The sequence below is a fragment of the Bradyrhizobium sp. USDA 3262 genome, from assembly GCF_054060035.1.
In genome coordinates this window covers 3,310,396-3,334,988 of record NZ_JBSSCT010000001.1, presented here as the reverse complement: position 1 = coordinate 3,334,988, position 24,593 = coordinate 3,310,396, and the positions used below count along the sequence as shown (strand labels likewise).

The window sequence follows — 24,593 nt, the reverse complement described above, 5'->3', positions numbered from 1 at the left end:
CTCAGCTTGCCGCTTACGTTCCAAACACGGAGATACCGTGCGAACCACTGGGCGCAGAAGCCGCTCGGAATGAAGTCAAGTCCCGCGTGTGGTAGGCGGTCGCGTTCCGGCCCATAAAGAGTCGTCCGTGAAGATCGGCTAAGCGATTGAGGCAGAATCGCATTTGCTGGTGTGGACTGTTTTTGGATTGCAAGGTTTTGATGTTTCGAGCCTCGGAACCTTGCAATTTCATTTTCAGGATTCAGTCGAATCGCCAGTCATGATTCCGTGGTCGCGTCGGAGGTGACGATGCGACCGAAGAAGCAAAGGACGACGGGATCTGGCGATCTGTTCCGGGCCAGGCTGGACCAGATCATCAACATGAAGCACGAGCTGGTTCAGCTCGCCGGCAAGGTCGATTGGGACTGGATCGACGGCGAGATCGCGCCGCTCTACAGCGAGAACGGTCGGCCGGGGATCGCGACCCGCTTCGTGATCGGGCTGCTGCTGCTCAAGCAGATTTACGGCCTGTCCGATGAGGGGGTGTGCGAGCGCTGGGTCCACGACCCGTATTTCCAGTACTTCACCGGCGAAGAGTTCTTTCAGCACGCGTTTCCGCACGAGCGCTCGGACCTGAGCCACTGGCGCAAGCGGCTCGGCGACAAGCTGGAGCTGTTGCTGGCCGAGAGCCTGCGGGTGGCGCACGAGGCCGGCGCGTTACGCAGCCAGGACCTCAAGCGGGTCACGGTCGATACCACCGTGCAGCCGAAGGCCATCGCCTTCCCGACCGATGCCAAGCTGCTGCACGCGGCGATCAGGGGGCTCAACCGCCTGGCGAGGAAGCACGGGGTCAGGCTGCGGCAGTCCTATCTTCGCATTGCCAAGACCGCGGCCATGATGGCGGGACGCTACGCCCATGCCAAGCAATTCAAGCGGCATCAGCGGCAGTTGCGTATCCTGCGCAGCCGGCTGGGCCGGATCATCCGCGATATCCGCCGCAAGATCGAAGGTCAGGCCGTGCTCGAGAACGCGTTCGCCCTCCCGCTCGGCCGGGCCTCGCAGATCCGCTCGCAGCAGCAGCGCCAGCGCGGCTGGAAGCTCTATTCCTTCCACGCCCCGGAGGTGGAGTGCATCGGCAAGGGCAAAGCAGCCGCGCCTTACGAGTTCGGTGTCAAAGCCTCCATCGTCACCAACAACCGCCGTGCTCCCGGTGGCCTGTTCGTGCTGCACGCCAGGGCGCTGCCCGATAACCCCTACGACGGTCATACCTTGCGCGACGTCATCGACCGCACCGAGACACTCACCGGCTGCGCGATCGAGCGGGCCTATGCCGACAAGGGATATCGCGGCCACGACGCACAGAACCCGCGCCGTGTCTTCATCTCCGGCCAGAAGCGCGGGGTCTTCGGTATCATCAGGCGCGAGCTGCGCCGCCGCTCCGCCATCGAACCCATCATCGGACACCTGAAGACCGATGGTCACCTCGGCCGCTGCTACCTCAAAGGCCGCGCCGGAGACGCCGCCAACGTCATCCTCTCAGCCGTCGGCCACAACTTCCGCCGCATCCTCGCCTGGCTGAGGGGTCTTTGGCGCCTCTTCCTGGCCACCCTCATCGCAGCCATCAGCGACCGTTCACCGCTGCAATCGGCTTCTTAACGGACGACTAAAGAGGTTCAGTGCTCTCGGCGCGCCAATCGGTCCGAAAATCAAACGCCTAGAATTTACGACCGTTCGCATTTTACTTGCCGATCGCTCGTTGTTTGTAGATCAAGCTAACTTGTTCATCGAACGACTTAACGGCAACTTTCGCCGATGGTAGCCGTAGATCCGAACATCTTCGCGGATCTGCTCGCTGACCGAGCGCACGATACGTTTCTTCCGCCAGTTCCTGTTGAGATCGATCGGAATGGAATTGCCTCGAGGAACGACAAGAAGATCGTTCCGTTCGTTCAAGTAGACATCGTACATTGAAGTCCTCGCTCCAGGTCAACATAAGCCGAAGCCCCAGACCTTTGGTGACTTGGACGACACAGTCTCAAGAAAGCCGAACAGGGTGCTTTGCTCTCGGAACGCCTAGGCTGGCAGGGACGAATTCTGCTTCATCTAGGCAACAGGGACGAAGCTGAAAAACACTTCAGACTAGGCACCGTCTCGATCGGCGGGAGTCGGAGGCCTCGGCTTGGGTTGTTTTAAGCTCGTCGTTCCTAATGGTGCCGACCTATGCAACTAGCCGTGGCTTTCCGTGCTGCTTGCTTTCTAGTGATCCGGCTGGCGTCTATAACCTAATATCTGTTTCTGGGCTCAGTTGGCATTATCCTGCCCCTCATTTCGGGAGACCCCTTTTTGAAATGAAGGAAGTTACAGACATCATAACATTCTACGTCATTCAAGCGGAAGCCATACGACGATATGTGGTTCACCAGAAAGACCGGATCGAAAGCGAACGCCTTGAACCCGTTGGAACAATCTAATCGAACATAGTCATCCGTGCGCGCCACCCCCTTAACGGTGATGCCACAAAGGTCATAGTATTCATGGCGAGCCACCGTTGCCGTCTCGCTCGTCGAAAAGAGCGAGAAAGCTAGATCAAAAGGCGCTTTACAGACCAGCGACAGAAATTCCATCGGCGCATCCATCGTGCCAATGAAATTAAATGGCAGTATGCAGAGCACCTTTCCATCATATCGGCGCATTATCTCGTCGATTAACCGCGTTCTTTCGAAGAATTTTCTGGCTTCGCAGCGGATAACCGCTCCTCTCCGATTTTTTAACCGACGCATACGAGGTGGATTTATTTCAATGCCAAGATAATCATTGTCATCGTTCTTAATGCCGATAAGGCGGTAGCCACTACAACCTACTTCTATGATCAGCTTGTAGTGGGTCTTGCACAGGAGATCGAGGTAAAATAGTCTCTCACGACGATGAAATTGCCGCACCTCGGCAGTGAAGTAGCTCGGACGCATGAGACGTACGCCTTCATCGCCTAGGTAGATCGCTCGATTGACTTGCTGGGATCGGAGCGCGGAGGAGTTCACCGGTGCCTCATATCATCTCTTGCGGATGAGACGTAAAGCCTACGGCATCGTCGTCCCATCGCCGTAGTCAATTCGTCGCTCAGCATTTTCGCGGCTGATGCCATATCCCCGACCGTCTGCTCGGGGCAGATGAGGTCCACCACTGTACCGGGCGGCGTCCAACTCTCGGGCAGGTCGGTTACGTCAATGGTAATAAGGTCCATCGAAACGAAGCCGACGATAGGCGCACGACGACGATATATGAAGACATGCCCTCGATTACCCAGAGTACGCGGAAATCCATCTGCATAACCAATCGCGGCGGTCGCGACCCGCATCCGCTTCTTTACTGTGTAGGACCTGAAGTATCCGATCGCTTCCCCATGCTCGACTTTACGGCATTGAATAATTTGCGTTCGCAGATGAACAACTTGCATTGGCTTGAAATCGGGATCCTCGGACGTCGAGAAGCCGAAAATTCCTCCACCCGATCTTACGAGGTCAAAATGAAACTCACGTCCGGCGAACAATCCGGCCGAATTCGATAGGGAAAGATGCGCATTCGGGAATAAGTGGGAAAGTCTGCGAAACCGATTCAGTTGTTGGAGACAAATCTCGTCTCGCCACTCTGCACAGGCGAGCTGACTCATGAACAGCACGACAGGCAATTCAGATAATCCGCTTCTATTTTCGGCGATTGCGCGCAACTCATCAATGGAAAACCCCAATCGAGACAGGCCAGTGTCGACATGAATTCCTGCGGGCAGCGCGCGATTGCGAAGTCGGCAATGCCGAAGCCAGGCCTCCAATTGTTCCCTGCTGTTGAGGATCGGCAGCAAATTGTGCTGCTCGGCCGCCAGCTCCATGCCCGGCAAAGCGCCGTAGAGCATATAGATCCTTGCCGATGATGGCAGCACATCGCGCAGGGCGACGCCCTCCTCCACATCAGCGACGAAAAAATGCGCGCAGCCGAGGGAAGCCAGGAAGGGCGCTATACGTGTCGCGCCAAGACCGTAGGCATCAGCCTTGAGGACGGCGCCGCAAGCGCTGCGAGGCGCAAGCCCCTGGCACTTCCGATAGTTGGCTTCAATGGCGCTGAGATCAACAATCATGGTCGATCTCGACGTCTCGCGAACGGACTCTACAGGTTTATGATAGGGATAGGCTTCGAGACCAATCGGCATATGTCATCTCATCACGCCACGCCGACGACAATCAATGGTGAGAATACAGTGATCGAATTGCCTCTTCCGCGCACGCGGGCCCAAAACGAAACCCGTTACCTCCACCGCCGCCAACGACATACAGGCCGGCGACATCTTGAGCTGGGCGAGAGAACGGGACACCATCGTCAGAATAGCAGTCGCAAAACACACGCGCTGATGCGATCGCGGGAATGTCAGGAGAAAACCATTTTGTCAGGATTGCGTTGGCGCGTGCGAGATCATCCGAACTGACGTGCAGCCCGCCGGTGTCAGGTCTCACATCCCATTCGTGCGAGGTGAAACTGAACAACCAATACCCCTCTTCGATCATAGGGATCAGGAACGCATAGTCATCGAACAAGCCGACCATTGGACAGTTCGTTGTAGGGCGCGCCGCCAAGTGAAGCGCGACGACCTTTTTAACTCGCAATCGCGGCCCCTCCGCTAAATGCGCGCGCAACGGTGACTCTGGCAGCCATGGACCGATTGCCAGAACGGCCCGCCTCGCCGAGAGTTCGCTATCATCAGATGTCTGAAGACTAATATGGCTCGGTCTTTGCCGTATCCGTGCAATCGATGTGCGCTCCCGTATCGAAGTTCCGACAGCCTTGAGCCGTTGGGCCAGATCCCGAACAATGGAATTGACTGGGCAGTAAGACCCCCGATCCAGCGCCACGACCATATCGCCGGGAATCAAAAATTGCGGCAGCGATAAAAGCCTCTCCCTCAGCGCAAAAGAAGTCGATGGGGCGGTGCCGACCACACAGCTCATTCGCGTGAGTTCTTCCGGATCGCGCGTCAACCACAATACGTCGCAGTCTCGACCGCTGGGCCACCCATGGGGATAGATCTCTCGCCAAATCTTTGAACCACGATTGAGGAGGCTTCTTTCCTTTTCATTACGACCGATGTTGATTTGGATTCCCGGGGCAAACCCACTGGCACCAGACCCAACGGTCTCTCGATCGAAGATCACGATTCTATCCCGGGGCCGGCTATTCGCTGCAATGAAGGCGGCACTCAGGCCCATGACGCCCGCGCCCATGACCGCCAGGTCGTAAATGCTGTCGGTCATCGAGCTCCCTCCCAGGCGATAGACAAAGCGCCCAGAATTTCGCTGCCGCGATTCTCCAAATAATGGGTTCGATGGGGCTGCAGAAACACCAGATCGCCGGCCTTGATGGCCAATTCTCCATCGTCAGTTATCACACGACCTTGGCCGCTCGTGATGCGCCAGATCTCGCAGGAAGAATGGGAATGAGGCGTCGACACAGCGAACGGATCTAGCCGAAATTCGATGAGCTCGACGGGACAAGGGGTCCGGGATTCGCCGATTTCTTCAACGTGCTGCAAGACGACACCGGGGCTATAGATCGTCATGTCGCCCAGGGCCATCAACCGTGCATTCTTCATGGCAAACTCCGAAAGATCCAGTTGTCGTGGCAGACTTGTTCGCCGGTCAGCAGGCCCTCTCGAAGCCAACGCTACTCCACTCGATGACGCCGGTTCCCGGCGCGCAATCGTAGGCGACGCGGCCGATGATTGAATTGAGGATTTGCGAAGCGCGCCAAGGAACCAGGCTTAGATTTGTATCGGCAATGCCACGTTGAAGGCGTGCGCCATTCTGGACGTACAAACGGCACTTTTCGGGACCGTCAAAACGAGCCGAGAACTCCTTGTCGACTACGATTTCTTGAGAGCCACCCGGAGCATTCAAGACCTTGAGCCGACCTGCGATCGGCTCAAGAAACGATGGGATTTCGGTGCGGTAGCCTGTGGCTAAGACGACAATGTCTGCGACATGTTGTGAAGAAGTGCCTGTCTTCCGCTGACGCAAATCCAAGCGAAAGGGAGACATGCCCCGCAAGTCTTCGGCCGTGGTGTCCACGTATACCTTTACGTGCGCGGGGTAGGACTGTCTATGAACCTCGCGGTCGTACAGCGTATTGTAGATAGCGCGCAGCGTCGAGCAGTTCACGCCATCGCTCGCCAACGATTGTCGCTCAAGAGTTTGCTTCCGGGCGGCTTCACTCTGGTCAAAGAACCAGTCACCATGTTGCGGAAAGAACCATTCATTGACGAAAGGACTGTCTTCGAGCGCAAATATGCTTGCGCGGCGCGTCACCCAGGTCAGGGTTCCCAATGGACCGCATGCACCACTGAGGAGATGAAGGAATATCTCAGCCCCGCTTTGGCCGCCGCCTACGACCACGACACGCTTGCCGGAAAGCTCACGTCGCCGCAGGAGAAGGGTACTCCCGTGAAACACCTCGTTTGGCGGCGCATTCCTGCCCCACTCAGGAACAGACGGTACCCTGCCCACGCCAAGCACAATCGTACCGGTTTGGTACTTGCGGCAATTCGTTATGATATTAAAGGCCTCGCCGCGCAGTTCGACTGCGCTCACGTGCTCGCCGAATTGGATGTTCGCCAGCTTCGCCGCTGCCCAGCGCAAATAGTCCTCAAATTCACTACGAGTAACAGACGCCAGCCCCCGAACAATAGCTTGATAAAGTCGCTTCTTATCATGCAAGTAGGCGAGGAAACTGTATGCACTCGTCGGATCAGCCGGTGTGACCAAGTCCTTTAGCGGGCTGGTTTGCATGACGGCACCTGCCAAAAGCAGACCGGGATGCCACTTTACCTTCTCTGAGCTCTCAAGGACGTTCAACGAAATGTCCAGAATCGGAGCCGCAAGCGCTGCCAGACTCAGATTAGCCGGCCCCGCACCGATCGCGATGACGTTATAGCTGTCGGCGTGCTTCAGCATCCCATGATCCCTACAAGGAGCCAGTCAATGTTCTCGGCTGCCCGAGAAAACTTGAGTTGCAAGAAGGACTGCATTCGCGACGATAAGCACCATCATGGTTATAAGCAGATTATCGAAGCCGCCGGCCTTCACGATTTGCCCTGCGATGCATGGAAATCCGAATAGGCCAATGAAGTAGGAGAGCGTGAAGACTTGAGAGGCAATAGCCAACGACGTGCCTTCCGTGTCAGCAATGTACACGACCATACTGTTCAGGGTCGAATAGCTGAGACCGTATCCCAGCGCGAACATCATTGTTCCGATGATGTAGTTCGCCGTACTGCCTACATTCACGAAGAGGATGAATAGCCCTCCGATAGTGCATATGCTGAGAACCGCGGCTACGCGCTCAAGGCGAAACTTTCCAATTATCGGCGCCACAGCGAACCGCATGAAGACGGCTGTCAGCGTGAAAACAAGAAAGAATGTGTCGGCAGACTGCGATCGCGATGCAGCATAGAGCGTTTGGAATGTGAAAAGACCGGCGAAGACGCATGCCCCAAGGCCGATCATGATGATCGGATATCGCGTGTTCGATTTGAGGGCTTTTAGCACGCCTTCCACGTTGAGACGTACAGTTGGCAGTTTGGTCTGAGGAGCGTGCGCCAGCCCCCTACCGGCGAACTCCAAGAACGTCGCGCCAACGAGACATGCAGCCGCAAATAGGGCGTACACCGCAATGTAGGATCCCGCAGTCACCGCGACGGTGCGCGCGAGAGGAGAAGCAAGCCCGATACCCAGCATTTGAGACCCGGAAAGCAAGGTCAAATACTTGATACGGGCTTCAGCCCGCACGTGACCCAGGACTTGAAGCGGCGCCAGCATATAGAAGCCAGACCACCCAATGCCGAGAAGAAGTCCTCCGACGTACGCGAAGAGCGTTAAAGTTGACGCTAATGCGAAAGATATCATCGCGGCCGCCATCATCACTGCGGCCACGGTGATAGTTCGCATTAAGCCAAGTGAATCTGCGATCCGGCCGACCATTAGCGAACACAGTATCGTTGCGATCGTACCGGTCGAGATAACGGCTCCGGCGGTCGTGGCGCTTTGCTGAATGGACCGCAGGGCGTCCACGAGAAAGAAGCTCGAGCCATAGGATGCGGCCAAGCTAATACTACCAAGCATGAAAGGAATGGAGACTTCTAACGGCATTGCACTGGGCAGCTTCTCGGCAGGAACGATGTTCGCGACTGTCACGCTGCAATCCTTCCGGGAAGGCATCGTTCAATATCTGAAACCGCCAACCTGCGCCCATCGATCTTCGGTGCCGCTCCATTTCGGTGAGGTGAAGGCGTCGAAGCGCGTGCGGCAACGGGATGGCCGCTATGACCGAGCCAACGCCATAAAGCTTCTGTTATCTTGGGCATCAGCGGCCAAGCCAGTATGCAGAGCCCCATAAGCCAGGCGTAGGCGGTCTTATGGTTCGGCGAGCCATCAAGATGATCAACCCATTCGATAAGCGGCCGCGACGATTGCGATACCCGTAGACGGTCGAGCGAAAGCGCGGCGCACTGCTTTTCGTAGAGTCGATCCAACGTAACCATCATCGCACCATCAACGTGACATCCAGCGAGAGAAGGCATCGAGTTTAGGGACTCCGTGCAGCGATCGATTGCCGCAGATATCTTGTCGAGAACCGCGTTATAGCGATCGACCAAGCGCTCTGGTACCAAGTCGGTCTCGGTTTCTTCCGGGCAGATTTCCGACAGGTACACTCTGAGGACGTCGACCGATATATTTGGAATTCGAGCGATTTCGCCTGCCCAGATCACGTGGCCGCGACTCGTAGAGAACTTCGAACCGCTCAGCCGAATGAAGTGATTGAAAAAAATTCGATCAAATGGGCGGAACGAGTTCTGACCCAAAGCGCATCCCGTAACTCCGACAAGCATCGGGATTGTGTTATCGATACCGGTACCGCCAATGAGGAACGCATTGGACTCGCGCGCAAAAGGATTGGGCTTGTGGGTGCCCTCCGTGTCCTTGTAACCGCAATAGAGAGAATGAGCGTAGAGTAAGGAGGAGTAGCTAAACAATATCTGCTGGCTGTTGAAATGTCGTGAATTCCAAGCCAGCCCGTGTAGTCCCGGTACGGTCAGCCTCATTTGCTGCCCTTTACGTGCGACGTACCGTTTCCCTATCTCCAGAAAGCTGGATTCGATGGCCGTATCGTCCCACTCCCGTAGAAGTCGGTCCTTTCCCGAAATTGAAAGGAATGCTGAAACGTTTTCCAACCATTCGACAATCCGCCCGCGCCTGGATACTGGATTCAGCGCTTCCTCGGGCTCAAAATGATGTCCACACTGTTCGCAGAAGAAGCTCCCCGCAGATGCCAGGCAAACCGGACAGGTTGCACCAAACCAGCCTCCAATGCAGAAACGCTCTTCTGGCGTGGCAGTAGAACCTGCATCGTCCACTGGTAAGCGACCTGCGAGGAAACGAAGCGAGCCCGCTGCAGATAAGGCGCCCATCAGCGCGTTGCCGACCTTCGAAAAGCGCTGCAGATTGCCGCCATACGCTGGGTCATCGAAATGATCGAAAACGACACCGACGGAGGCGAGATCTTCAACAATTCTGATATGGAAGCCATGTGCCAAGGCTGACGGGTCAATGTTCTCAAGAGCCGCTCGGACCAGGACATGGTTCTCGAAACCGTCAGTCGTCAGTCCAGAACGGACATGATGCCCCGCCCTCTTCAGGTGCTTCTGTACAACATCCATTCTGAGATATGGCCCAGCGGCATGCCCCAGATGTGCTCTGCCATTGGCGGTCAAGTTGACGGGAGATATATACACATCAACGGGATGCGTATTCGCTACATTTATCCGCGAGATCGTTGGACTTTTTTTCATAGCTGCACAGTGACTTCTATGAACACATTTCTGGAAACATCCAAACAGGTGCCAGACATCGCCGCTAGGGCGCGAAAACGCATGCGGCTTAGGGGTTATGGACGCAGTCCGGCTGCGTATTTCAAACTGGGCTCCATACGTCGAAGACCTGCAGCGTACTGTTTGAGATTTTAGAGCAGACGACGCTGTTTCGCGGGATACTCGACGTATCGCTCTACCTCAGCTCGCAACATAGGTAACCTCCTGACCAACCGCTGCTTGGATGCGATCAGTTCTGACGCCGTGAACGAAGCAAACGGCGCGCCAACTGAAAATGCGTGCTTCTTGGGCTTGTCAGAGCCTCCCGTTCGTCAACTTTCCGACATTGGTCACGAATCTCACAAGTGGGCCGGTAAAGCCGGATGAGAGCGGTCGTAGGCAGATAAGTTTCATTTTTTGCGACCATTGCAGCCAGCTGGTGATGCCGACGACTTGGGGTGGCGACCAGTCCGGACATAGCTTGTTTCCGCGGATCAACGCGTCACAGCTAATCGCTCACCATTAAATTAACCTGGGGTACGCCTGCACAACGGGCCGAGGTGCCATCCTAAACATTCCGCGCAATCCCTGGTTTAGGCGGGGGCCTTGATCCGGGATCGATAGCGCTGAGGCGCATACATTCTGTTGCATATGCCGTGGTTGGTAGCGACCGAGAGGTCAGCGAGATCATTGGAACGGATGTGGATGTCACCGAACAATACGCGGCCAGGCAGCGGTTGGAAAACACTCTTGCAGCACTGCAGGAAAGCGAGCAGCGAGTTCGCTACTACGCCGAAACGGCCTCGGACTGGCTCGGGATACCGGGCCGGATCACCTGTGCACCCGTCTTTCGGAACACGCGAGCGCTGCAGGCCTCTGGGCGGCCGAGCTCATTGGCCTGGCTCGTTGGGACGTTGCGTGCGATGTCGAGGCAGAACCCCAGAAATGGCAGCAGCATCGAGCAACGTTAGCTGCACATCTTCCGTTTCGCGATCTGATCTATCCCGTCATTCGCTCATTCAGCCACAGTACAGAATACGTGCAGCTTAGTGTGGCTGATTGTGGCGTCGGAATCGCTGAGGATGATACGGACCGTGTCTTGGATCCCTTCTTCACCACTAAATCAAGCGGTCTGGAATGGGACTTTGGATCTGCCGTTCAATCATGGAGGCTCACGGAGGGCGTCTGTCATTTGCCCGCAAGTCGGAGCCGGCTGCGACGCTTCAATTCACTCTGCCGCTGCACAGGAAAGCCATGTCGTGATTGGACGTTCTGAGTCGCCGCACGACGACAGGAAGGCTGGGGCCCGTCAAACGGTCGTCTCGTCGTCGTGAACGATGGCTCAAGGCCGATCGCTCAAGAACCTCTTCAATCCGTGCGCCCGGGCGTCGCCAATTTCGGACGGCTCGCGAGATACGGCGGAGCAAGCTTCTGTTGTCAACAGTCTGGTTCCACCCGGCTGGCGGATTGAGCGGTTCTCGATTTCCAGACCGAGCTGCCGTCATTGACCAATCGGCCCGAGATTGAAGCGTTGGCGAAGAGGTTCCGATCCTTCCGGTCCACAGGCGTTCCCACGAATTGGTGGAACGAACAGCTTTGTCTCATAGCCGCCGAACCACCGATGCCGGGACAAGCAATCTATTCGCACGCGGCGAGTTCAACGATCGTCGCCGTGTCGAGGACCCTGCCGGCAAGGTCCTTGATCAAGATCTCGTTTCCAGATTCGGCGAGTTCATTTGCCTTGGCGAGAGCTTGCTTTGCGGAGGAAACGACGACCCGGATAGCACCGTTGCCGCTTTTCGAATAAACCTGATATCCAACGCCACCCATCGCGCCTCGCTGACGAAGATCTCTAACGTTCCTACAGATCCGCGCCTAGTGCAAACGAGCCACAGCCCACACCTTCCGAACGGAACGAGTGCCAGGCGCTGGTCTGTAAAGGATCACTGGATACACCGCTTAGCCGGCCGTTGTACGATTGAGAAGGCCCGTCGAAAGATGTTGATGCGTGCCTGGGTTGCCATCATCGCGAAACGCCCAGGGCGCAGCAAGCCGGTTCTGAGCGGCATCTCGCGAGGCCTCCCTTTCCGAACAAGCGCAGCGCCGCTAGCCGCTACTGACCCTGAGATGTTGTCCACCCCGTCGCCGAGAATGCTCGGAACGGAGCTTTGGCGACGATATATCTGGACCAATCAGCCGAGCTTGAAGCAGATCGATTTTCCCTCGACGGTACACTTGGCTTCTGACGAGGCTGGGACGCCGATCTGACGCTCAGTCTGTCTATTGGACTGCGGGGCAAAGCGACCGCCGCTCGATTTGCCGCTATCCTCCGCGACATCGTTCTGGCAAATCGACTCTTCTGAATGTTCCGCGCGTCAGCCTTTTCGGCCGGCCGCTGCAGGTCGCGCGCCTTCTCCCGGCAGCACTTAGCCGTTTAGGGAAGCCTCCTGCCGGTCGACCGCCGAGCGCTAAACCGAGTGATGGACGATAGAGTCCGACCTCGATGCGCCCCGCCAAGGGGCTGGGACAGCCACTGGTTGCTGCGCCTGCGAACAGAGGCAGATTGGTCACGCTTGGCAAATGGCCGCTATGGATAAGCAAGCAAGACAGTGCCAGCTGCATCCGGCACGGGTTAGAGAAGTCTCTGACTTTCGTCGATCGGCACCTGACACACGAGGCGGAGTGCCAGGCCATCTATGGTTTCTCAAAACGGAATGCGCCTTCACACCAGAGGCCACGGCGACCTGACGGTTGCTGCCGAAGACGTCCGCGGCTCCAGGTCGTAAAACTATCCGAATGCTTCACGGCGTGCCGGAGCACGAATTCTCGATGATGACGCTCGCCAGCCCCTTCACATGGACGTAATGAAACTGCAGATGATCTAGGGCGGGGTTCGTTCGCAATCTGGTGCTCAACACGCTCAGACAAATGCTGGCATGCAGCGCTGATGGACAATCCAGATCGCGGGTCAACCGCACCCGCGCCAGCATATGACGCTGTCGCAAAGCTCCTCACATTCCGCCCGCATTGCCGCTATCAACGCCCGCACGCAAAGAATGCACAAGTTCTCGCTCGACGAGATCGGCCCCTCATCAAGCGAACCTCTAACATCTCCACACCGTCAGCGTGGCTTCATCTCAGCACGTTGCCGTATGCTGAAGCGGCAGACTCGGAGCCCACATCCGGTTACCCCTAATCGCGACGTCCTGATTCTCAGGTCTCCATCGTTTCCGCGCCGGGAAAGACGGAGATCTCGGCAGAGTTGGTGAAAGCCCCGAACGCTCAGGCGACCCTTTGCGTGACAACGGTCGATATATCACGTTGGTTCGGGTTCCTGTAGCGCTCGGCAAGACTTTTGAACACCTCACCCATCTGATCTGAGCGAACAGTAAACTCCCCATAATTAGGATCAAAGAGGGTCGTCATTCCATTCGATGTCGACGTCGCGATTGAGTGTCTGCCACCTGCTGCGAAACGCAAGCTGAGCACGTACACCGATGGATCGGCCGTGATTTCGTTCACTATCTTGTTAATGCGCGAAGATGAGCCAAACCTATATCGTGTCTGTTCGTTGGATGGATGCAAACCCGCATCACTCAACATTTTGCCTCTTGCCTGAAAGTCATGAGAACCTCCTGCCCCAGCGTTTCGTAACTCAGTCTTGGCATCTTCATACTGCTTCTGCCGCACGGCCGCCGAGGCATGGTTTTGAGCACCCGGCTGCAGCGCACTCATTCGGGATGAGGGGCTACTATTGAGATCGAGCAGCCACTCCGCGGCCAACCCAAGGCAGATACCGTTAACATTGGCCTCAGGCAATTCAGCAGTCCTGTAATCGAACAGGGCACGGATCGGCCTTGCTGGAGAGGATGGATTGGAATCGGAGGACAGAGAGGATGTGCTGGAGTCGGAGGGCTCTGGACTGTAACCGTTTGCGTCTGGCCTGCTGCAGCAGCCCCCCATTTGGTCGAACGACTCACCATCTGACAGGCTCTCCTGTTGCGCGCATTCCGTAAGTGCTTGCGCAAAGCTGCCACTGTCCATCGACTGCCCCGATTGATCAGCCCGATTGGAAGCTATGGATTGTCCGCTCACTCGATTATACATGATGGCTCACCTGCCTCTTAAGCGCACGTTTCCTCAGAGCGAGTGCGGGATGCTCATGCTCTGCCTCTGAAGGATATTGCCGCAAGCTGACGGCGAGCTGTCGAGCCGACAAGCTTGGAATCGTTATCGTTCATGTCCCCTATTGGAGGCACACCGTTTTGATCGCCAGCTCTGTTCCGGGCGGGTGGCTGGGACTGCAGAGCACGTGGTTCCGCTTGAAGTGGTGCCCGCCCTCGATACGACTTCCGCTGTTGCTCGTACCCCTAGGTTCAACGCGCCTTTCCACAAGCACTGGCTTGAACACCCCCAAAAACTAATTCGAATCCCAACACGCCCACGATGAAAGTAGCTGCGGTGATGCATATGAGGCAAATCTTGCCGATTCAGTACACTTTAATGACCACCTGTGCGGCAGCAGGATTTCCGGCTGCCCCCCGGCACGTTGCAACTGGCAGAAAAGCCCGACATGTTCGGCAATCGCGCTGCCTTCCGGCGGCGCAGAACGACGTTTCTGCGCTAACCAAGCGCCCGCTTCTGCGCGGACATTGTTGATGCAACTCGTCATGCTGTCGCACTCATCCGTGCAAACAACATTGCCGCGTCGGACGGTCTTAGCCCAACAATGCCCACGAAGCTCGGCGGTGGCGTCGGGATGTCTCGATCAGTGGGTCTCCATAGATGCAGGCAATACCGGCTGTTATTCACATATTGCGAAAGAGGCGGATGCAATTGCATCACGCATTCCTCTTCATCCCAAAACAGGTCTTTTACGAAGCACATCTCTTCCCAGTTTGGACAACGCCGCGCCGTCGAGACAGCGACGTGCTCCCAGCTAGGACGAACTAATCCACTGATCTTGAGTTCACACCCGCAGGGACCCTGCACAAGAAACAGGCCGCAAGGGCCTGATCCAGGAACGCTGGCGAACTGGCCGTATTTTACCCGGCCAGCCTCAAGCTTCTCTATGATCTGCGCTCGCACGTCCCCTCCTTTGCCTCGCGGATCGCTTTGAAGTCGACGTAGATGACGTTGTCGGGCAACTGATCAATCGGCGCCAGCTCGGTCCTCACCCCGGCATTCCAAAACCACTCTTCAGCGAACCATCTGCTGAGAAATACGCTGATGTCCATCATCACTTGCTCTCCTAATTCTTGGTTTTCGAACGCTCACATCGTGTTTGAGGACACGACGGACACGCTCATCGCCCCCTTGATCGCAAGGCGCGCACGATCCGCTCGATACGAATCGGCCAGTTACACACCCATGGTTGACCCGACGGGCGGACCCGGTGGACGACTTCGTCACCACGTCGATCCTCGCGTGGGCCATCTTGCTCATCTATGCTGGCAGGCTTGGACTCTCATCGCCGAACAGCGCCGACCTGCAGGCAGATCAGCTCTTGAGCCTTAGCACGTCCAAACAAGTATTCATTGCCCTGCCCGTGCAGATCAGCTGGTGATGTGCTTGACCATATGAAATGGGTCGAGCCCGATCATGGCCCATCAACTCATCGACGATGGACCGATCGTCATCCCGGCGGCTCCATTTGATCGCATGTGATACCTGCTTGTAGATTCCATTATGGCGCGAAAACCGCGAGCGCTGCCGCCACTATGATTCGAAAGGGACGGCGCCTCGGTCCGCGCCGTCATGTGGGTCTTCGATAGCTCGCAGCACTCGCTTCTCGTGGTTTGAAACAGTGCCAATGCGTCATCTATGTGACCATGATCAGGCTGTAAGAGCGTAAACTCGAACTAGCTCGCATCGGAGCCGCAGCTGAGCCAACATGTCATTGAGTGAGCTGCCAACATCTCATCATTCTTCTTCCATCTCAGCAGCTCTTCGTCAGCTAGCGGTCAGGGAAGGAGGCTAGCTTGGCTTACTGCCTCAGACTCAATCGCGATCAACGGCGATCTTTCGGACCGCTTGTCGCCTGTGTCGCTGACGACGCACCTACTGGCGTTGGCTTTCAGACATCGGTGTCGCGAATTCGACTAAGGGCAGCTAGACCACGGCGCTGAACTCGACAAATCGCATTTTTCCTTTGTCAAAGCGGCGCCGGTACATCTCCGTTCGTGGCATGCTGATTGCAGCGGTCAAGAAAACGAAGCGAACAGGACGCGCCATAATCCACGATGGCCGTTTCGGCTGCCCGGAACGCTGCAGCGCTAAGCAGGCCGGCAATTCGCAGGGCTTTCGGCTGAGCGACGATACGAACGGAATTCTGACACTCAAGCCTTGAAGGAAGACCGCGAAACTCATGAGTGATACGAGACACCCAAACGCGCGCCCGCTTCCGTGGGCCAGCGCATCGTGGGATGAATGATGCACTGGCGCACACCAAAGCACCCCATGATCAAGCATTACGGCGCTGATTGCGGATCTTGGCCGACGCAAACGAAATGGAACCTGTGGCCACTGCTTGGGTTGTTCCTAAACGCGCTGCTCTGGGCCGGCATTTGCTGGATCGTCGCATCGCTCCTATGAGCGATACAGAATCGACGGCGATGTCTTGACAAATAGTGCGGCACACGAGCGCTTCTCGACCACTCGTATGCCGCGACTGTTCCGATCGAATCGTGCTGAGGATGAAGCAGGCGCACCACCGCCAGTCTGGCAGTGGCGATCTCTTTCTTTGACTTGGTTCAAGTCAACAACTGGCGGACTACCTAGACACGACATGCGGCTCTCTCGCGACGCAAACGAAACAGGCGGGGATAACAGGACAACGCCGCGAATCGGCGGACTGACATGACCCGCCAACATGCCGACTGACATCGACTACTACCCGCGCCCAGATGCGCAACTAAGGCCGGAAACGTGCTTTGTGACGCTTGCGCAAGGATGGCGACAGGGATCGCGTCGCCAGCCTCGCCAGCGCCCCGACCCCATCGCAACAGGAGCAGGCCGTCATACCACCATATTGCGCGCGGCCACCTCGTCCCTCTCCCCCGAGATCCATCGCCCCGCCGAACGGCGCGGCTCACCCCGTATACAGACTTGCAATAGACTTGGCCGCGCCGAGCGCACTGAGCGACCTTTGCTCCACAAAAGAAACTGCGAGCCGGAATGTGCGCGCGCGCTTTGCCGAAGCGCGGCCAGCCCTCACAACTCATAGTCGGACAACGCATCGTTCTCGTTTTGGCTCGCCTGCCAATCTTGGGCACGCAGAGCCAGCTTGTCGTATTCGATGGCAATCTTAAGAAGCCTATCTCTTAATTTGCCGTAAGCGAGTGCTTCCGCCTTCTTTCGCGTTGCTTCCGCACGGCCTCGCCAGTGATTGGGCTCGTAGAGTTTACTTTTTGGATTCATGGCGGTGAGCATGCAATTCTCAGATCAAAGAAATGCGACAACCGCGCTACGTACAATTACGTAACAGCGAGGCTCATCTCGTTAGCTACGCCACGGTACCATTCGCAGCCGCCGCACAGCAATACTGTGTGCACTGGTCCATCCGAACTCCCTCGCGCAGGCGTCGCTAAGACGGAATATGCACATTCCAAACATCTACAGGCGATTGGGCCCACAAAGGGGCTTGAATCGCTCGTTGCGTCAGATTGTACGATCCTAGACAAGTGAGGGCCACCTTCGACAATCTCGACGCTTCCTGACAGATAATGCGAACTGCGCGCCCGGGCCCATTTTCCGGTCGTCAGGTCATCTTGCGTTTGGCGCCAAATAACAACCACTGCACCACCGGCTTGAAAGGATATCATGAGTCAAAACCAACGACTCCGTTTGGCTTCGCTTCTCAATGCCAACTACCGCGCTATCGCTCTTGCTGTCGCAATGACAGCCGCAATCCCCGGACAGGTGAATGCGCGCGACCAAGCGCCGACCGCGGAGGAGAAGGAGGCTTGCATGGAGGACGTGTTCCGCCTGTGCAGCAGCCACATACCTGATCGTGCCGCCATTATGTCTTGTCTCCGATCAAAGCAAGCGAGCCTCAGCCAGCAGTGTCGCTACGTGATCTCCGTTCGAGATACTGGCAAGAAGAACAGTGACTCAAAGTGAGGGATCGCCGGCCGTGAGCGTGCCAGTTCACATTCAAAAATGGATCAAGCCTGTTCTTCCACCAAGGCAAGCGATCAAGCGCGGGCCGTCGAGAGTGGTACCAATCGGTCACAACTGACAGAAGCTCTGGCCCACAGTGCTTGTCCGGATAGGCGAATGCACAAATTACACTTCGATACGGTTCTAATCGCCAATAGGGGCGAGATAGCTGCACGAATCATCAAAACGCTGCGGAAGCTTGGACTCCGTTCTGCAATTGCCTACCACGAGGTAGACGCCCTGACCCCGGCCGTCTCCATGGCCGACTTGGCAATTCCGATCAGTGGCCGCACGCCGGTGGCGAGCTATTTGGACATTGCGCAGATCATAGCTGCCGCTCGCAAGGCGAACGCCGGGGCGCTGCATCCAGGATATGGATTGCTTTCCGAGAGTGCGGAGTTCGCCAGGGAGGTGATCAAGGCAGGCATTACCTTCATCGGGCCTGCTCCGGAAGCCATCGAACTCATGGGGGACAAGATCCGGGCCCGCAACTTCGTTCAGCGCAACGGCTTTCCAGTCCTTCCCTGCGCCATCGAAGAAGATGATCCGACGACATTCGTTTCGAGAGCGCAAGCTGTTGGATTTCCTTTGCTGGTTAAGCCGACGGGGGGCGGTGGGGGCAAGGGCATGCGAATTGTCCGCGACCCAAATGCATTGGAAGCAGCCATCGAGCAGGCGCGCAGTGAAGCGCGTTGCTACTTTGGAAATGGCCGACTTTATGTCGAACGATATCTCGAAATCCCGCGGCACATCGAAGTACAGGTGTTGGGTGACGCCTTCGGTAACCTAGTCCATCTCTTCGAGCGCGAGTGTTCAGTGCAGCGCCGCTTCCAGAAGATCATAGAAGAGACGCCCTCGCCCGCGTTATCACCACAATTGCGGACACGGATTTGCGAAGCCGCGGTCGGCATCGCCCGTGCGGCGCAATATCAAAATGCTGGAACGGTCGAGTTCATCCTCAGCGAAGGCGACTTCTACTTTCTCGAAATGAATACCCGCCTTCAAGTCGAGCATCCAGTGACCGAGATGGTCACTGGTGTCGACCTGATCGCCGAACAGGTTTATGCCGCAGCCGGCCGCGAACTTGCGCTTGCGCAATCCGATATTGCTTCGAACGGGCATGCGATCGAGCTCAGGCTGTACGCGGAGGCCCCCGAACGCGGATACGTTCCAACCACTGGCAAAGTACTTCTTCTCGAGTATCCGGACGGCGTACGGATCGACAGCGGCATCATGCGAGGTCAGCACATCACGGCGGCGTTCGATCCGATGCTTGCAAAGATTATCGTGCATGCCCCAAGCCGCATAGAGGCTGCTATGAAAGCCCATCGTGCGGTTCGAGAACTTGTTCTACTTGGGTGTGAGACCAATGCCAGCTTGCTCGCCCGGATCCTAGCTGACGAGGCATTTCTCGGCGGTCAGTTCCATACGGGATACCTTGAAGAAAACCCGCATCTTGCAACCGACAATTTTGCTACCGGATTGTCTGCGTTCCTGGCATCCGCCGCTCTCCTGACGAGACCGGTGCGTGCTTCCGCTGACGCCGTGCCCGAGCTTCACGCAGCATTTGGCAGCTGGAGAAATTGACGTGTATCACTCATTCGAGGTCGACCGCGTAGACCATAGGCTATGGCTTTCAACCAGCCAGCAGGGTTACCGGCTTCATTTGCGCGACCAAGTGATTGCCCCCGTCGCGTTCACGCATCACGGTGAGAGTAGTGGCATCCTGACCATTGCCGGGGAAAGCGAACCGGTCAGGTTTGCTATCGATGGCGACCTGATTCATCTGCATATACGCGGCAGAAGCCGCATTGTGCGCTACAATGACCCATTGCGAGCGCTCACTTCCGCGAATGACGAAACACGCCTGCTAATCGCCCGTGCGCCGATGCCTGGCGTAGTTGTTGCGACTACCGTTTCGCCTGGCCAATCAGTCTCGGCGGGAATGGCACTGATGATGATTGAGAGCATGAAGCTGCAGACGATCATACGCTCACCGCAGGACGGCATCGTCGATCGAATTCACGTCAAGGAAGGCGAAAGCTTCGAGCATGACGCTGAGCTGGTCACGCTCTCCGAAGAAGGGCGCTGAAATGCAGCGGATCGGTTCCGTAGCGGACGTTAACTCGCAAGCGTTTCGCCGCAACGATTGCCACAACAGACAGCTTGCGGCCGAATTGAAGGAACGGCAACGCGCTGCCCGCTTCCATCGGCCAGAACGGGATTTCGAGCGACTGCGTCGACAGAACAAACTGTTTGTTCGCGAACGGCTCGCAGCCTTGCTCGACCCGGAAACTCCGTTCCTAGAGCTTTCCACGCTGGCCGCCAACAAGGCGTATGATGGCGAGGTGCCCAGCGCCGCGCAGGTCGTCGGCATCGGCATTGTAGCGGGTCGGGAGGTGATTGTTCATGCCGACGATGCCAGCGTGAAAAGCGGTGCATGGTATCCGCTCTCAGTCAAGAAGATTGTGCGGGCCCTGGATATCGCCATCGAAAACCGTCTGCCGGTGGTTCATCTGTGCGACTGCGCGGGCGGGTTCCTGCCTTTGCAGGCAGAATTCTTTGCGGATCGCTACCACGCTGGTCGAATACTCCGGAATCAATCCATTCTCTCGAAGATGGGAGTGCCGCAGGTCGCCATCGTCATGGGCCACTGCACCGCGGCAGGGGCCTACGTCCCCGCGCTTAGTGAATACAACATTATGGTCGAAGGTACGGGGGCGATTTTTCTCGGCGGCCCCCCGGTCGTAAAGGCTGCCACCGGGGAACACGTGTCGGCCGAAGATTTGGGCGGCGCCCTCATGCATACCAACGTGTCGGGCACCAGTGATTACGTCGCAAGCTCTGAGATGCATGCAATTGCGATTGCCCGCGACGTCGTCGCTCGGTTCCGCCAACCGGCGAAAACTTGGATCGATCGAGTGGCTCCTGAGCCGCCCGCTTACAGTGCTTGCGAACTCTACGGTATCATTCCAAAGGATGCCCGAGCGCAGTTCGACATGCGAGAGATCATCGCTCGTCTGGTCGATGGCAGCCGATTTCATGAGTATCAGCCGCGTTATGGCACGTCACTTGTGTGTGGCTTTGCGCGGCTTCATGGATATCAAGTCGGGATCCTTGCCAACAATGGCGTGCTGTTCAGCGATAGCTCGCTGAAGGGTGCTCATTTCATCCAATTATGCGACAAGAATCGGACGCCCCTGCTCTTCCTGCAGAATGTCACGGGCTTCATGGTTGGCCGCGAATATGAGCGGCGTGGGATCACCAAGGACGGCGCTAAGCTGATCATGGCTGTGTCCGGAGCGTCCGTTCCAAAGTTTACGATTGTTTGCAATAGCTCGCACGGCGCGGGCACTTACGCTATGTCGGGACGCGCGTTTGATCCTCGATTTGTGTTCAGCTGGCCTAATTCTCAGATATCCGCGATGGGCGCTGAGCAGGCCGCAGGCGTTCTCACCCACGTCAAGGCACGACAGTTGGCTCGCGCGGGCGGACGCCTCTCCGAGCAGGAACTGGCAGCCATTCGAGAGCCAATTCTTGAAGAATATCACGAACGATCGAGCGCCTATTATGCGACCTCCGAAATCTGGGACGACGGCATCCTGGATCCTGTCGACACCAGAACCGCCCTCGCAATTGCATTGAGCGCTTCGCTCAATGCGCCGATCGATGCGCCGCAGTATGGCGTGTTCCGGCTGTAACGCAGGACCGAACACGAGATGCAGCTTGAGATAAACCACCTTGCGCAACCGTCAGCAGGTAGAGTTCGATGACAGCCAATCCGTGAAAGCAGTAGAGCATGGTGTACGTGACGTTCTGTGCACCTTCACCTGCAATCTGGCCGGCTACCTTCTGGTAGCCATAAGATCGGGCTTCGACCCCAAACAGGTAATGGAAGCCGGCTTCAACGCTCGACGACGCGGCGCGCGCAGGCCGAACGCTTCCGTGGACCGGATCGGAACACCGTGATCAAGAGACAGCCGCGGCAACCACCGGCGCGAGACATTTACGTTGGCGCTGGCGTCCACGCGCCTGCACTATTCTGATCGGCCGATGAGCTGTCCTGACAGCACCATAAGATGGAGAGCTTGACCCTCACGTAGCGTCAGGTTGTAGCCTCACCCAGGGGCCCGCGCCCAACCAACCGATACGCACGGGCCAATGAAGTATCAGCCGCCCAGGAGGCAGGCAGCTGCTTCGATGCACCAATGTCACGTCTCTTCAACGCCCCCCCGTTGAACGGACGAGCCTCAGCTTTGGACAGGGATCGTGGAAAGTTCGATGGAAGCGCTCAAATCGATCATTGGCAAAGTTGCCAGCGGCGCCACTCTGACGCGTGAGGAAACCGCGTTAGCCTTCGACAGCATGATGTCGGGACACGCGACCCCATCGCAGATCGGCGGCTTGTTGATGGGAATGCGGGTTCGCGGCGAAACGGTCGAAGAAGTTACCGGTGCAGCCTCGGCGATTCGGGATAGAATGCCGCGGGTCGAGGCGGCATGCGATCCCATCGATATCACTGGCACGAGCGAAGGCCCCATGTGGTCGGTTAACGTGTCGACATGCGCCTCCTTTATTGTTGCCGGGGCCGGCGTTCCTGTTGTCAAGACCGCCAACCGCGATGTGTCCTCAGGTTCGTGTGCCGCAGACGTGTTGGCGCGCCTCGGCGTGAAGATCGACCTTGAGCCTGAGGCGGTTGCGCGTTGCGTGCACGAAGCTGGCATCGGCTTCATGTTTGCGGCGCCCCATTATCCGGCGATGCAGCGCGTTGGCCAGATTCGGACCGCACTTGGGACCCACACGATTTTCAATCTAATCGGACCTCTGTCCAATCCGGCCAGAGTCAAGCGGCAGATGATCGGAGTATTCTCTCGCGAATGGGTCCAGCCTTTGGCGTATGTATTGAAGAATCTTGGTGCGGAATCGGTATGGGTGGTTCATGGCTCGGACGGACTCGACGAAATTACCCTTACCGGCCAAACCTTTGTTGCAGCCCTAGAGGCGGGTACAATCCGCACCTTCGAAGTGACGCCGGAAGAAGCCGGTCTCCGCCGCTGCCGCAAAGAGGCGCTGGACGGCGGCGATGCCGACGCGCTCCAGGGCATGCTCGATGGTGCACCAAGTCGATTTCGCGACGCCGCGCTTTTGAATGCGGCGGCGGCTTTTATTGTAGCCGGCCGGGCCTCGACGCTGCAGGAAGGCGTTGCACTTGGGAGAGATTCGCTTCATCGCGGCGCCGCGGCCGCCCGACTGAAGCGACTGATCACGGTTTCCAATGCGTGACAGCCGAGTTGGTCGATGTTCCAACATTCTGATCAAGACCAATGCTCACAAGTGCGAAGGGACAGCAGGCGCAAACGCGCGCTGCTTCTGCGAGCTTTCGAAGACGTTGTTGCCATCTATCCGCGTACTGATCAAACAATTCGCCTTAACCACACGGCGCGAGAGTCCCCTTCTTTATCGGCAAGAGCCTGTTGCGGCACACAGTTGAAGTCGGGGACCGCGACGAAGCGCTCGTGCGCTGCGCAAAAGGAGATCATCGGGAAATGTCCTCACAGGATATGGAAACACTCGGATCTATTGCAACGATAGAACACATCATTCGAAAGTTTCGGGAATTGATCGACACAGACGGCTCGATTCCGCCGGAGCTACGAGGTGCGCTGCACGCGACGCTCGATGGGCATCTTCTCGATGCGAAAAAGCGTGCTCTGTTGAGAGTAAATTAGCGTGCCTATGCTGCTACATGCGAAAAAAACTCCGGCCGGACTGTTCCCCGTCGCGATCGACGCAGCGGGCAGGATCGCCGCTGACACGTCCATCAACAGGGCACTCCCAAGCAGGAAACTTCCTCGCGCTGAGATGCTCGGTGAGAGGGGCAGCCATTGGTTGCGCAATGCGACACCGTGCGCCCGATAGCAGGCGCAAAGGAATCAAGGTCATCCGCGCGTAACGGAGACACCAGAATTGGAGTAAAACTCCAGAGGCAGGTCATGAGCTACCCGTCCCCTCCTAGGATTCGTGATATTCCATCTGTCCAAGCGACCGAGTTCCGTCAGGCCATGCGAAATCTGGCGAGCGGTGTCGCCATCGTGGCGACCGGAAAGGCCGCCGAACGACGTGGACTGACGGTTAGTTCGGTGACCTCCATTTGCATGGAGCCCCCGTGCCTACTCGTTGGCATAAAAGTCGGCTCCGAGACGCATGACGGGATACTCGCCAGTCGCAGATTTGGAGTCAGTCTTCTGCGCAGCAACCAGGAGGACCTTGCGCTACGTTTTGGCGGTCAGGAGGGTGCGAAAGGTGTTCATCGCTTCGATACCGCGCCCTGGAAACAGGGCATCTTCGATGTACCGCTATTGCCAAACGCGTTTTGTGCGCTCGAATGCGTCCTGTACGACCACAAGGTGATTGGCACACATACCATCTTTATCGGACGAATTGTCGCGACCCGGGTCGGCCACGGCAATCCATTGATCAACTTCCGGGGCGCGCTTCGAACCCTGCTGCTTGATTGAGTGCGATTTCCCTTTGCGGCGTTCACGCGCGC

General features: G+C 57.0%; 22 protein-coding genes. 9 read left to right on the top strand and 13 right to left on the bottom strand.

Annotation, left to right across the window (positions count from 1 at the left end; genetic code table 11):
• Positions 1 to 288: 288 nt before the first annotated feature.
• A complete protein-coding gene (locus ACVWYP_RS15390) occupies positions 289 to 1,635 on the top strand; it encodes an IS5 family transposase (protein ID WP_026191834.1) in 1,347 nt (448 codons plus the stop codon).
• Between the two features lie 111 nt (positions 1,636 to 1,746).
• Here ACVWYP_RS15390 and ACVWYP_RS15385 read toward each other — a convergent pair whose 3' ends face one another.
• The 12 genes from ACVWYP_RS15385 to ACVWYP_RS15330 form a co-directional block, all read right to left on the bottom strand.
• Complete coding sequence (locus tag ACVWYP_RS15385; RefSeq protein ID WP_075968505.1) at positions 1,747 to 1,947, bottom strand: hypothetical protein; 201 nt, start codon at positions 1,945 to 1,947, stop codon at positions 1,747 to 1,749.
• A gap of 314 nt (positions 1,948 to 2,261) precedes the next feature.
• Entirely contained in the window at positions 2,262 to 2,945 is a 684-nt protein-coding gene (locus tag ACVWYP_RS15380; protein WP_028343553.1) for a hypothetical protein, read from the bottom strand.
• A gap of 68 nt (positions 2,946 to 3,013) precedes the next feature.
• Positions 3,014 to 4,108: an alanine racemase gene (gene alr / locus ACVWYP_RS15375; RefSeq protein ID WP_063607118.1), complete on the bottom strand. Its 1,095-nt coding sequence runs from the start codon at positions 4,106 to 4,108 to the stop codon at positions 3,014 to 3,016.
• A gap of 103 nt (positions 4,109 to 4,211) precedes the next feature.
• Complete coding sequence (locus ACVWYP_RS15370; protein WP_016841047.1) at positions 4,212 to 5,276, bottom strand: NAD(P)/FAD-dependent oxidoreductase; 1,065 nt, start codon at positions 5,274 to 5,276, stop codon at positions 4,212 to 4,214.
• Positions 5,273 to 5,614: a cupin domain-containing protein gene (locus ACVWYP_RS15365; RefSeq protein WP_016841048.1), complete on the bottom strand. Its 342-nt coding sequence runs from the start codon at positions 5,612 to 5,614 to the stop codon at positions 5,273 to 5,275. The genes ACVWYP_RS15370 and ACVWYP_RS15365 overlap by 4 nt, the downstream gene beginning before the upstream one ends.
• A 46-nt stretch (positions 5,615 to 5,660) precedes the next feature.
• Positions 5,661 to 6,971 carry a lysine N(6)-hydroxylase/L-ornithine N(5)-oxygenase family protein gene (locus ACVWYP_RS15360; RefSeq protein ID WP_016841049.1) on the bottom strand — a complete coding sequence of 437 codons (1,311 nt, stop codon included), beginning with the start codon at positions 6,969 to 6,971 and terminating at the stop codon, positions 5,661 to 5,663.
• A gap of 24 nt (positions 6,972 to 6,995) precedes the next feature.
• Complete coding sequence (locus ACVWYP_RS15355) at positions 6,996 to 8,210, bottom strand: MFS transporter (RefSeq protein WP_240536982.1); 1,215 nt, start codon at positions 8,208 to 8,210, stop codon at positions 6,996 to 6,998.
• The gene (locus tag ACVWYP_RS15350) at positions 8,207 to 9,865 is read right to left on the bottom strand and encodes a class I tRNA ligase family protein (protein ID WP_077231022.1); all 1,659 of its coding nucleotides are present in this window, start codon (positions 9,863 to 9,865) and stop codon (positions 8,207 to 8,209) included. Before ACVWYP_RS15350 ends, ACVWYP_RS15355 begins: the two co-directional genes overlap by 4 nt.
• A gap of 1,656 nt (positions 9,866 to 11,521) precedes the next feature.
• Positions 11,522 to 11,713, bottom strand: a complete 192-nt coding sequence (locus tag ACVWYP_RS15345) for a hypothetical protein (RefSeq protein ID WP_016841051.1) — start codon at positions 11,711 to 11,713, stop codon at positions 11,522 to 11,524.
• Between the two features lie 1,452 nt (positions 11,714 to 13,165).
• Entirely contained in the window at positions 13,166 to 13,846 is a 681-nt protein-coding gene (locus ACVWYP_RS15340) for a YopT-type cysteine protease domain-containing protein (protein ID WP_245467057.1), read from the bottom strand.
• 705 nt (positions 13,847 to 14,551) lie between these two features.
• The gene (locus ACVWYP_RS15335) at positions 14,552 to 14,875 is read right to left on the bottom strand and encodes a DUF7694 domain-containing protein (RefSeq protein WP_420867127.1); all 324 of its coding nucleotides are present in this window, start codon (positions 14,873 to 14,875) and stop codon (positions 14,552 to 14,554) included.
• Positions 14,876 to 14,952: 77 nt separating this feature from the next.
• The gene (locus ACVWYP_RS15330; RefSeq protein ID WP_016842003.1) at positions 14,953 to 15,123 is read right to left on the bottom strand and encodes a hypothetical protein; all 171 of its coding nucleotides are present in this window, start codon (positions 15,121 to 15,123) and stop codon (positions 14,953 to 14,955) included.
• A 155-nt stretch (positions 15,124 to 15,278) separates the two neighbouring features.
• On the opposite strand from ACVWYP_RS15330, the gene ACVWYP_RS15325 reads away from it, so the two are divergent.
• Positions 15,279 to 15,449 (top strand): hypothetical protein, encoded by a 171-nt coding sequence (locus tag ACVWYP_RS15325; RefSeq protein WP_233475768.1) that lies wholly within the window; start codon positions 15,279 to 15,281, stop codon positions 15,447 to 15,449.
• Between the two features lie 1,646 nt (positions 15,450 to 17,095).
• On the opposite strand, the gene ACVWYP_RS15320 is transcribed toward ACVWYP_RS15325, so the two are convergent.
• Positions 17,096 to 17,314 (bottom strand): hypothetical protein, encoded by a 219-nt coding sequence (locus tag ACVWYP_RS15320; RefSeq protein WP_016842006.1) that lies wholly within the window; start codon positions 17,312 to 17,314, stop codon positions 17,096 to 17,098.
• Positions 17,315 to 18,160: 846 nt separating this feature from the next.
• On the opposite strand from ACVWYP_RS15320, the gene ACVWYP_RS15315 reads away from it, so the two are divergent.
• The 7 genes from ACVWYP_RS15315 to ACVWYP_RS15285 all read left to right on the top strand — a co-directional run bounded on the left by ACVWYP_RS15315 (position 18,161) and on the right by ACVWYP_RS15285 (position 24,561).
• The gene (locus tag ACVWYP_RS15315; protein ID WP_016842008.1) at positions 18,161 to 19,630 is read left to right on the top strand and encodes an acetyl-CoA carboxylase biotin carboxylase subunit; all 1,470 of its coding nucleotides are present in this window, start codon (positions 18,161 to 18,163) and stop codon (positions 19,628 to 19,630) included.
• Positions 19,572 to 20,135, top strand: coding sequence for an acetyl-CoA carboxylase biotin carboxyl carrier protein subunit (locus ACVWYP_RS15310; RefSeq protein ID WP_155258714.1), 564 nt, complete (start codon positions 19,572 to 19,574; stop codon positions 20,133 to 20,135). The genes ACVWYP_RS15315 and ACVWYP_RS15310 overlap by 59 nt, the downstream gene beginning before the upstream one ends.
• A gap of 1 nt (position 20,136) precedes the next feature.
• On the top strand, positions 20,137 to 21,744 hold the full coding sequence (locus ACVWYP_RS15305; RefSeq protein ID WP_026192385.1) for an acyl-CoA carboxylase subunit beta: 1,608 nt from the start codon (positions 20,137 to 20,139) through the stop codon (positions 21,742 to 21,744).
• Between the two features lie 40 nt (positions 21,745 to 21,784).
• A complete protein-coding gene (locus ACVWYP_RS15300; protein WP_125459188.1) occupies positions 21,785 to 22,012 on the top strand; it encodes a hypothetical protein in 228 nt (75 codons plus the stop codon).
• Between the two features lie 312 nt (positions 22,013 to 22,324).
• Positions 22,325 to 23,326 (top strand): anthranilate phosphoribosyltransferase, encoded by a 1,002-nt coding sequence (gene trpD, locus ACVWYP_RS15295; RefSeq protein ID WP_016842012.1) that lies wholly within the window; start codon positions 22,325 to 22,327, stop codon positions 23,324 to 23,326.
• Positions 23,327 to 23,589: 263 nt separating this feature from the next.
• Positions 23,590 to 23,772 (top strand): hypothetical protein, encoded by a 183-nt coding sequence (locus ACVWYP_RS15290; protein WP_075968510.1) that lies wholly within the window; start codon positions 23,590 to 23,592, stop codon positions 23,770 to 23,772.
• Positions 23,773 to 24,036: 264 nt separating this feature from the next.
• A complete protein-coding gene (locus ACVWYP_RS15285; protein WP_085964790.1) occupies positions 24,037 to 24,561 on the top strand; it encodes a flavin reductase family protein in 525 nt (174 codons plus the stop codon).
• The last annotated feature ends 32 nt before the right edge of the window (positions 24,562 to 24,593 follow it).